This window comes from Streptomyces sp. UNOC14_S4, assembly GCF_020740835.1.
Classification (GTDB): domain Bacteria; phylum Actinomycetota; class Actinomycetes; order Streptomycetales; family Streptomycetaceae; genus Streptomyces.
In genome coordinates, this window is sequence record NZ_JAINFC010000361.1 from 1 (window position 1) to 7945 (window position 7945).

The 7945-nt window shown below is 71.8% G+C and carries 5 protein-coding genes and 1 pseudogene; 3 read left to right on the top strand and 3 right to left on the bottom strand.

Annotated features, from left to right (window positions below; translation table 11 throughout):
• From K6I34_RS26395 to K6I34_RS26405, 3 genes and pseudogenes are all read right to left on the bottom strand, one after another.
• Positions 1-219: pseudogene (locus K6I34_RS26395) on the bottom strand (hypothetical protein); the annotation flags it as partial.
• Positions 216-1772 carry a GT4 family glycosyltransferase PelF gene (gene pelF, locus K6I34_RS26400; RefSeq protein WP_229329253.1) on the bottom strand — a complete coding sequence of 519 codons (1557 nt, stop codon included), beginning with the start codon at positions 1770-1772 and terminating at the stop codon, positions 216-218. The gene pelF and the pseudogene K6I34_RS26395, both read right to left, overlap by 4 nt.
• A gap of 121 nt (positions 1773-1893) precedes the next feature.
• Positions 1894-4068 carry a hypothetical protein gene (locus tag K6I34_RS26405; RefSeq protein ID WP_229329256.1) on the bottom strand — a complete coding sequence of 725 codons (2175 nt, stop codon included), beginning with the start codon at positions 4066-4068 and terminating at the stop codon, positions 1894-1896.
• A gap of 881 nt (positions 4069-4949) precedes the next feature.
• On the opposite strand from K6I34_RS26405, the gene K6I34_RS26410 reads away from it, so the two are divergent.
• The 3 genes from K6I34_RS26410 (at position 4950) to K6I34_RS26420 (ending at position 7771) form a co-directional block, all read left to right on the top strand.
• Positions 4950-5936, top strand: a complete 987-nt coding sequence (locus tag K6I34_RS26410) for an NAD-dependent epimerase/dehydratase family protein (RefSeq protein WP_229329258.1) — start codon at positions 4950-4952, stop codon at positions 5934-5936.
• Positions 5937-6181: 245 nt separating this feature from the next.
• Positions 6182-7300: an esterase family protein gene (locus tag K6I34_RS26415; RefSeq protein WP_229329260.1), complete on the top strand. Its 1119-nt coding sequence runs from the start codon at positions 6182-6184 to the stop codon at positions 7298-7300.
• A gap of 117 nt (positions 7301-7417) precedes the next feature.
• The gene (locus K6I34_RS26420) at positions 7418-7771 is read left to right on the top strand and encodes a hypothetical protein (RefSeq protein WP_229329261.1); all 354 of its coding nucleotides are present in this window, start codon (positions 7418-7420) and stop codon (positions 7769-7771) included.
• Positions 7772-7945 lie beyond the last annotated feature (174 nt).

The window sequence follows — 7945 nt, forward strand, 5'->3', positions numbered from 1 at the left end:
CTGCTCGCCGGTGAGGCCGTCGGCCTCCAGCACGGCGGCTATCTCGTCGGGGTGCACGGCGACGGCGCACACCTCGGCGAGTTCCTGGGCGAGTTCGTCGACCGGGTCCGTGGCCCAGCTCGGCCGGGGGCGGGGCCGGGCGGTGCTGATACCGGTACCGGCCGCGAGGTCGTGGGTGGGCTCGGGTTCGTCGGGTACGAGACGCAGTAAGCCGCTCATCGGGCATCACCTGCCGCCATCGCCATGACGGGGGTCTCGTCGGCGGTCTCCTGTGCGGCCTCCTGTGCCGTTCCCGGCTCGTGGCGCCAGAGGTGCCCGGTGCCGGGTGCCCCGAGTCCGGCGAGGTCGCGGTAGATGTCGCGGAAGGCGTCGATGGTCCGGCGGAGGGTGAACTGCTCGATGACGCGGAGCCGGGCGGCCTCGCCCATGCGGGCGCGCAGCGCGTCGTCGCGCAGGAGTCCGAGTGCGGCCTCGGCCATGCTCCGGGGGTCGCGGGGCGGGACGACGAGCCCGGCGTCGCCGACGGCCTCGCACACGCCGCCGACGTCGGTGGAGACGGTGGCGCGGCCGCAGGACATGGCCTCGATGAGGGTGAAGGGGAAGCCTTCGCTGATGCTGGAGAGCATCACGACGTTGCCCGCCGCGTAGGCGTCGCGGATGTCCTCGACGCGGCCCTCGAAGACGACGGCGTCGCCGACGCCGAGTTCCGCGGCGAGCCGCTCGCAGGCGGTGCGGTAGGCCTCGCCGCCGCGAGGGGTGCCGCCGAAGAGCCGCAGCCGGGCCTCGGGGATCTCCTCGCGGACGAGGGCGAAGGCCCGGATCAGGGTCTCCAGGCCCTTGATCGGGTCGACGCGCCCGGCCCAGCTGAGCGTCGGTGTCGTCGGCTCCGGCCCGGCGGGCGGGAAGGCGGCGGGGTCGACGCCGTTGTAGACGGTGCGGATGCGGTCGGGCGGGGTGCCGCCGTGCTCCTCCCAGCGCCGGTTGTAGCGGTTGCCGGGGGTGACGAGGGCGGCGCGCCGGTAGCTCTCGATCGCCAGCAGCCGGAACAGGCCGAGCAGCAGGGCCTTGACGGGCCAGCGGTAGGGCTCGGCGCGGAAGCCGAGGTAGCGCTCGCGCAGATAGATGCCGTGCTCAGTGAGGAGGAAGGGGACGCCGTGGCGGTGGTGGGCGATGAGCCCGGGCAGGGCGGCGAGTCCGCCGCTGACGGCGTGGGTGACGCCTTCGGCGGGCGGTTCGGCGGCGAGCGGGCGGAGGGCGTGCTCCAGCAGGTCGGTGGCGGTCAGGGCGTCGCGGAGGGTGGGGCGGGCGGCCGCGGTGGCGAGGTGCGGCCGGTTCCATACGCGGACGAGGGCGCGGGTGGCGGCCTCGGCGCGCAGCGCCGGGGACAGGACGCCCGTGGCGGCGTACTCGGCGAGCCGGTAGAAGGCGCGGGGGAAGTGGTGTTCCTCCGCGGGGTCGAGGAGTGCCAGCAGGAATTGTTCGTAGACGGTGAGGAAGGAGCGGAGGGCCCGGCCGCGCGGCGCGCGGCCGGGCGGGGGCGGACCCCACAGCGGACAAGCGGCCACGTTCCGGACGTGGGACGGGAGTTCCCAGGCGAGGGGCTCCCGCCCGGTGCCGGTCACCGCGATGATCCGGAAGTCGACGTCGGGCATGCCCTGGACCAGTTGGTCGCACCACACGCTCACCCCGCCGTGGCTGTGCGGGTAGGTCCCCTCGGTGAGCATGGTCACCGAGGGGGTGTCGAATGCCGTTTCGGCGGGCGGTCCGTGCATGAAAGTCGGTTCTCCATCGGGTGACGCGGCCTGCGGTGATGAGCGGCGGGTGACGGGGCTTCGGTTCGCCCGGGTGTCCGGGTGTCCGGGTGGTCCGGGTGGTCCGGGTGGCTCAGGTGCTTCAGCGGCGGGCGGTCTGCCCCGGCCCGTACGGCACGGGGTGGGTGACGCCCTGCGGGACGGTGGGAGCGACCGCCGGGGCGGGTACGCGCGCGGCGTGGCCGGGGTGCGCCGGAGCCACGGTGGCCGTGCCGACGGGCAGGGTGAAGGAAAGCCGGGTCTGGCCGGGGGCGGGCGTGGCCCAGCCGGAGCGCTGACCGGCGTAGGCGGTGCCGAAGGCGGTGGAGGTGCCGCCCTTGAGCTGGACGGTGCCTTCGGGGAACGTGGCGGTGGCTTCCACGGGGACGGGCGCCAGGACGGTGACGTCGTTGCCGATGCGGTAGGCGGAGACCCCGGAGTCGACGGCCTTCTTCCACGCCGCCCGCTTGCTCAGCTCCGTGCCGATGTCCCGCATGCGGAGGTTGACGATGGGCGTGCTGTCGGCGTAGAGGCCGGCGTAGTCGGAGAGGACCTTCTCCAGGACCGTGTAGCCGATGCGTTCCTCGGAGAGGTTGGACTGGTGCATGAAGTGCGGCCGCGGGTCGTTGGCGAGGACGTGACTCAGCGCGATCCGCGTCTCCAGGGGCGTGATGTAGGAGGTGAAGCCGGTCTTCACGTCCAGCGGGCTCTTCAGGCAGGTGGTCGTGGTGGAGTTCTCGCAGGTTCCGCTGCCGCCGTCGGCCTTCTTGGTGTAGAGCCAGTTGTACTCGTCGGTCTCCTCGGCGGCGGTGCCGGTGTTGTAGAAGATGTTCATCGGGTAGCGGGGGACGGTGAGCGTGCTGCCGACGGAGCGCTGCTGCCGTTCGCGTGAGGTGTCGCTGCCGATCCAGCGCACGCCGTTGGCCGCCAGCACGGGGGCGAGGTTGGGGTTGTCCCGGTCCTGCTGCGGAAGCGTCTTGAGGCCGGAGTGCTCGCCGGTCACCAGCTCGTCGCGGTCGAGGGTGAAGCCCTGCCGGGCACCCCAGGTGAGGTTGTCGTCGATCTGGCTGTTGATGTAGGGGCCACTGACCCACTTGGTGTTGCCGAAGAGGTCGGTGGCGCACTTCCACGGCACGACGGTGGTGTTCTGCTCACAGCCGAGGAAGGCGTGGGTGTAGGTGTGGTTGATCCACCGGAAGGACTTCTGGTCGGCGACGAACTGCTGCAGGAGCGGGTCGGGCGCGCCGCCGTGGTCCGAGCGGTACTCCTCGCTGCCGACGCCGTTGTAGGCGAAGTCGATGGGCAGGTTGTGGCTCTGCGACCACTGCTTGGCGTACTGCGCGTCGGCGGCGGTCATCCGCAGCGAGGGGTGGTCGGGGGTGGGGTTGCCGGGGCAGTCGACGTCGCCGGGGGTGCACTTGAGCTGGGTGTCCCAGCGGTCGTCGGAGGCGAAGAGGTCGTCGACGTGGAGGGCGAAGTAGTTGCGGGAGGCGCCGAGGTGGACGCCCTGTGTGAGCCACTCGACGATGCCGCGGGAGACCAGCCGGAACTGCTGCTGGTACTGGTTGTAGACGAAGGTGACGACCAGCTCGTCGCGGCCGTCGTGGCTGTACTGGCCGATCAGCGAGCCGCGGCCGGTGCCGCCGGGGACCGGCGCGTCGAGGTAGCTGGTGAACGTGGCGCCGTCCGCCTGTTTGTCGAGCGGGGTCGCGAGGTAGCCCCAGCTCTCGTTCACATCGGGGTCGTTGTCCTCGAAGGGAACGTTTTCCCTCAGGTATCCGAAGGGTCCCGTGGCCCCGGCGGCGGTCACCTGCGCGGTCTTGCCGTCGAGGGTGCCGCTGTACCCGGAGTCCTGCGGGGTGTTGAGCCCGACGGCCGGGCGAGCGTAGGTGTAGGCGTCGACCTGGCGTATGCCGAAGCGTTTCTCGTAGTTCGCCAGGGCCGTCATCTCCGGCGAACTCGCGCCGAAGGGGCTGTCGTTGGGCAGCACCACACCCTGGAACCTGGCTCTGGGTCTGCCGTCGACGGTGTCGCTGAGGAAGGCGTCGTCGATCCGGGGCCGCCCGGAGTCGGAGAGCACGACGTTCGTGTACGGCGTTCCCGCGTCGTCGAGTTCGGCGCGTATCGCCGCGGTGGCGGGCCCGCCGTCGTCGACGACCAGGACCCGCAGATCGATTCTCGGTGTCGCGTCGGCGGCCTGCGCCCCCGCGATCGGGGCGGCCGCGGCCAGCAGGGCACCCGCAGCCCACGCTGCGGCAGAACGGGTCGGACGACCCATGTTTTCTCCCCCCAGAACAGGCACGGCACACCCCGTGCGCCGCCGTCCGGCAATGAGCGTGCGCGCGCCACCGTCACACGGCGCCACGGCACATCGGATGATCCCCAAGGAACGGCTCCGCCGCGGTCGCGCCTCCCTACCCGACCGCCCGCTTCTCCTGCACCCGGCGCGGACCCGTGTCCACTGCCGATGCCGTACGGCCGGAGCAGATGCCGTACGACGGATTCCGCCGGTTTCCGCGGGCGCGCCGGGCACGGCGGTGCCACGGCCTCGAAAGGCTTCGACGCCTCTCGACCGCCCAGCCATATAGTGCGCCATGCCCGAACGTCCCGCTGGTGCACTGCCGAGTAGCACGGGCGGAATTCCTCGCGCCCTGTCCGGAATCCGCTGTACCGCCGCCGGGAGCCGAGCAGGGTAACGGACTCTCCGACTCCGGCGCCTCGACCACTGTGACCTGTGCCGACATTGGCGTGGACCGCCACGCGCCGCGCACTCCACGCCCGGCACCACAGGGGCCTCTTGAGGAACGGAGCTCGCGCAGATCGGCCGGATGACATCCGTCCGGTTTATCCGTCGAATCCGTCGATCACTGGACACATCCCCCGCACTTGGATCTCCACGGCGCCGCTTTTCAAGATCTCTCCCAGCGACGGGAAGCAACCGGAGGCAACGATCCCCCCTCTAAGTAAGGTTGTCCTCAAAATTTCGGGAGAACTCTCAACTTCCGCGGGAGAATGGTGTCTTGAGCGGCGCCTTCGATGCTGTGCACCGGCTGTTCACTTCCTGTGCGCCGACCGGGCGCGGGCTGTCCGCTCTCGGCGCAGCCCGTCAGGGGCCGGAACGCTTTCCCCGAACACCTGTCACAGGGCAAGGTCTGAGGCATGAGGCTATTGATTCTGGGCGGAACGGAATTCGTGGGACGAGCCCTGACGGACGCGGCACTGGCACGTGGCTGGGAAGTGACCGTATTCCACCGCGGCCTGCACGAGCCACCGGCGGGTGTGCGGGCGTTGCACGGCGACCGCGTCGCGCCGGGCGGACTGTCGGCCCTGGGCACCGGCGCGTGGGACGCCGTCGTGGACACCTGGTCGGCCGCGCCGACGGCCGTACGGGACGCGGCGCGGGCCCTGACAGGGCGCGTGGGGCGGTACGCCTACATCTCCACCGGCTCCGTGTACGCGTACCCCTCGCCGCCCGGGCGCGACGAGAGCCACCCCCTCGTGGAGGGGTCCCCCGACGCCCCCGCGACCGACTATCCGCAGGACAAGCGGGGCGGCGAGCTCGCGGTGACCGCCGCGTTCGGCGACGAGGCGTCACTCCTGGTGCGCTCCGGGCTGATCCTCGGCCCCTGGGAGAACATAGGCCGCCTGCCGTGGTGGCTGAACCGCGTCGCCCGCGGCGGCCCGGTCCTCGCCCCCGGCCCGCGCGAGCAGGGGCTCCAGTTCATCGACGTACGCGACCTCGCGGCCTGGACCCTGGACGCGGTGGCTGCGGGCCTCTCCGGCCCGTACGACCTGATCAGCCCGCCGGGGCACACGACGATGGGTGCCCTGCTGAACGCGTGCGCACGGGTCACCGGCTCCGACGCGGAGCTCCGCTGGACCGACCCGGAGCGCATCCTCGCCGCGGGCGTGCAGCCGTGGACGGACCTGCCGGTCTGGGTACCGCGCGGCGAGCTCTACGACACGATGCACCTGGGCGCGGGGGCGAAGGCCGCGGCGGCGGGCCTGCGGTGCAGGCCGGCGGAGGAGACGGTGGCCGACACGTGGGCGTGGCTGAAGTCCCTGGACGGCGAGGCCCCCCAACGCCCGGACCGCCCGGCACCGGGACTGGCCCCGGACATCGAGGCGAAGCTCCTGACGCTCTAGCACCGGGGCTGCGCCCCGGACCCCGTGGTCGGTTACGGCCGGTGGTCCGGGGCGCAGCGGAAGGCGCGCCCCGTCAGGGGCGCGGGGAACTGCGCGACCAGCCGTCGACGCCCCGCAGCCGCCCACCGGGCCCGGATGGCAACCCGGTAGGCGCAACGGGCCACCGTCCCGCACCCGCGCGCGCAGCGCAAGACGCACCCCAGTAGGCGCCACCCCACCACCAAGCCACCGCATAAAATGCCCGCGTGGGTTTAACCTCCCAGTCGCTCCTGACCGTTCTCGTCCTCACCGCCGCCGCGGCGACCATCGCCACCCTCTGGCTATGGCCCCGCGCCGCCCGTAGAAGACCCCTCGCCTGGGTCGCGCGCGTCGCCCTGCTGGCGGTCACACAGGCGAGCGTCATCGCCGTGCTCCTGGTGCTCGCCAACAACACCTATGGCTTCTACTCCACATGGAACGAACTCCTGGGGCACACTTCCAGCCGCCAGACGCTCCGGCCCGGCGCGGACGGCGGGAAGCGCCCGCCCGCGCTGGTCGTGAAGGGGCAGGAGTCGATCGGCCTCAAGGGCACGCGCGAGAAGGCGGGCCAGGTCGACCGCATCGAGATCCGCGGCCCCGTCAGCGGCCTCGGCATGGACGGCTACGCGTATCTGCCGCCGCAGTACTTCCGGAAGGAGCACGCGAAGGACACGTTCCCCGTGGTCGTGGCCATCACGGGGCAGCCCGGGGTGTCGAAGAACCTCATCACCCAGCTCAAGATCCCGCAGGCGGCCTCCGCCGCCGTCATGGACGGGCGGATCCGGCCGACGATCTATCTGCTGGTGCGGCCCTCGGTCGTGGCGGACCGCGACACCAACTGCACGGACGTGCCGGGCGGTCCGCAGGCGCTGACGTTCTTCAACCAGGACCTGCCGCTGGCCGTCTCCGAGCGGTACCGGGCGGACGGCGCCCCGGGCAGCTGGGGCGCCGTCGGCAACTCCACCGGCGGCTACTGCGCGCTGAAGCTCGCCATGACCAACCCCGCCCGGTACGGCGCGGCGGCCGGACTGTCCGCCGACTACTTCGCCCGGCAGGACGGCGGGACCGGCGACCTGTACGGCGGCAGCAAGGCGTACAGGAACGAGAACGACCTCACGTGGCGTCTGGAGCATCTGCCGTCCCCGCCCGTGTCCCTGCTGGTGTCGACGAGCAAGAAAGGTGAGGAGAACTACGAGCCGACCCTGCGGTTCGCGGCCGCGGCCAAGCCACCGGCCCGGGTCGACAAGCTCGTCCGCGACGAGGGCGGGCACAACTTCCAGACGTGGCGGGAGGAGTACCCGCTGGTGCTGCGCTGGCTGGACAAGGAGCTCCGGACGCGCTCATGACGCATGACGGCGCGCGAAGCCGGGCCGTGACTCCCACCCACCGCCTTCCACCCGTTCAGGAAAAATCACCCGAACGCGGGAATGCGCGCAAAGTAATGGCAATTTTACGCTGAGTGCATGCCAGCCCGGTGCCCCACTCCTCCGCGGTCCGTGTTCCACGGCGCGGTCGCCGTGCTGGTCTCGCTGCTGCTGCTTCTCTCGGGCGGCTGCGTCACGGCCGCGGCGTACGACGACGACCGCGAAGAGAGCACCGTCTCGCTGGAGTTCACCGCGTCCGACGACTGCGTCACCGCCGCACTGCCCCTCGCCGGGGGTGCCGTGCGGGAAGGCCATCACCCCAGGAGGCGTGCCCTTCCTCTGTTCCGGCCGGCCGACCCGGCCGTATGTCTCCGCGCGCCGCTGACCGCTCCCCGCGCCGACGCCGCTCCGGCGTGCGCCGCACGCGCGGGTCACACCGTACTGCGCTGCTGAGGGCGCAGGGCGTGCCGCCCCCTCCCGGGGCCGCGCGCCGTTCGCCCTCTTCACCCGCACACCCGCAGTACGAGAACAGAGAGACAGAGAGTTCCGTCATGCCTGTCGACCCCGTGCGCGTCGTGGGTGCCTATGTGCGCGCCCAGATGTACACCGCCGGTGCTCCTTTCCCCG

Bases quoted from the DNA above. Each gene is read 5' to 3' on its own strand.
- K6I34_RS26420 (WP_229329261.1), top strand. From the start codon at position 7,418: ATGCCAGCCCGGTGCCCCACTCCTCCGCGGTCCGTGTTCCACGGCGCG.
- K6I34_RS26410 (WP_229329258.1), top strand. From the start codon at position 4,950: ATGAGGCTATTGATTCTGGGCGGAACGGAATTCGTGGGACGAGCCCTG.
- K6I34_RS26405 (WP_229329256.1), bottom strand. From the start codon at position 4,068: ATGGGTCGTCCGACCCGTTCTGCCGCAGCGTGGGCTGCGGGTGCCCTG.
- pelF (WP_229329253.1), bottom strand. From the start codon at position 1,772: ATGCACGGACCGCCCGCCGAAACGGCATTCGACACCCCCTCGGTGACC.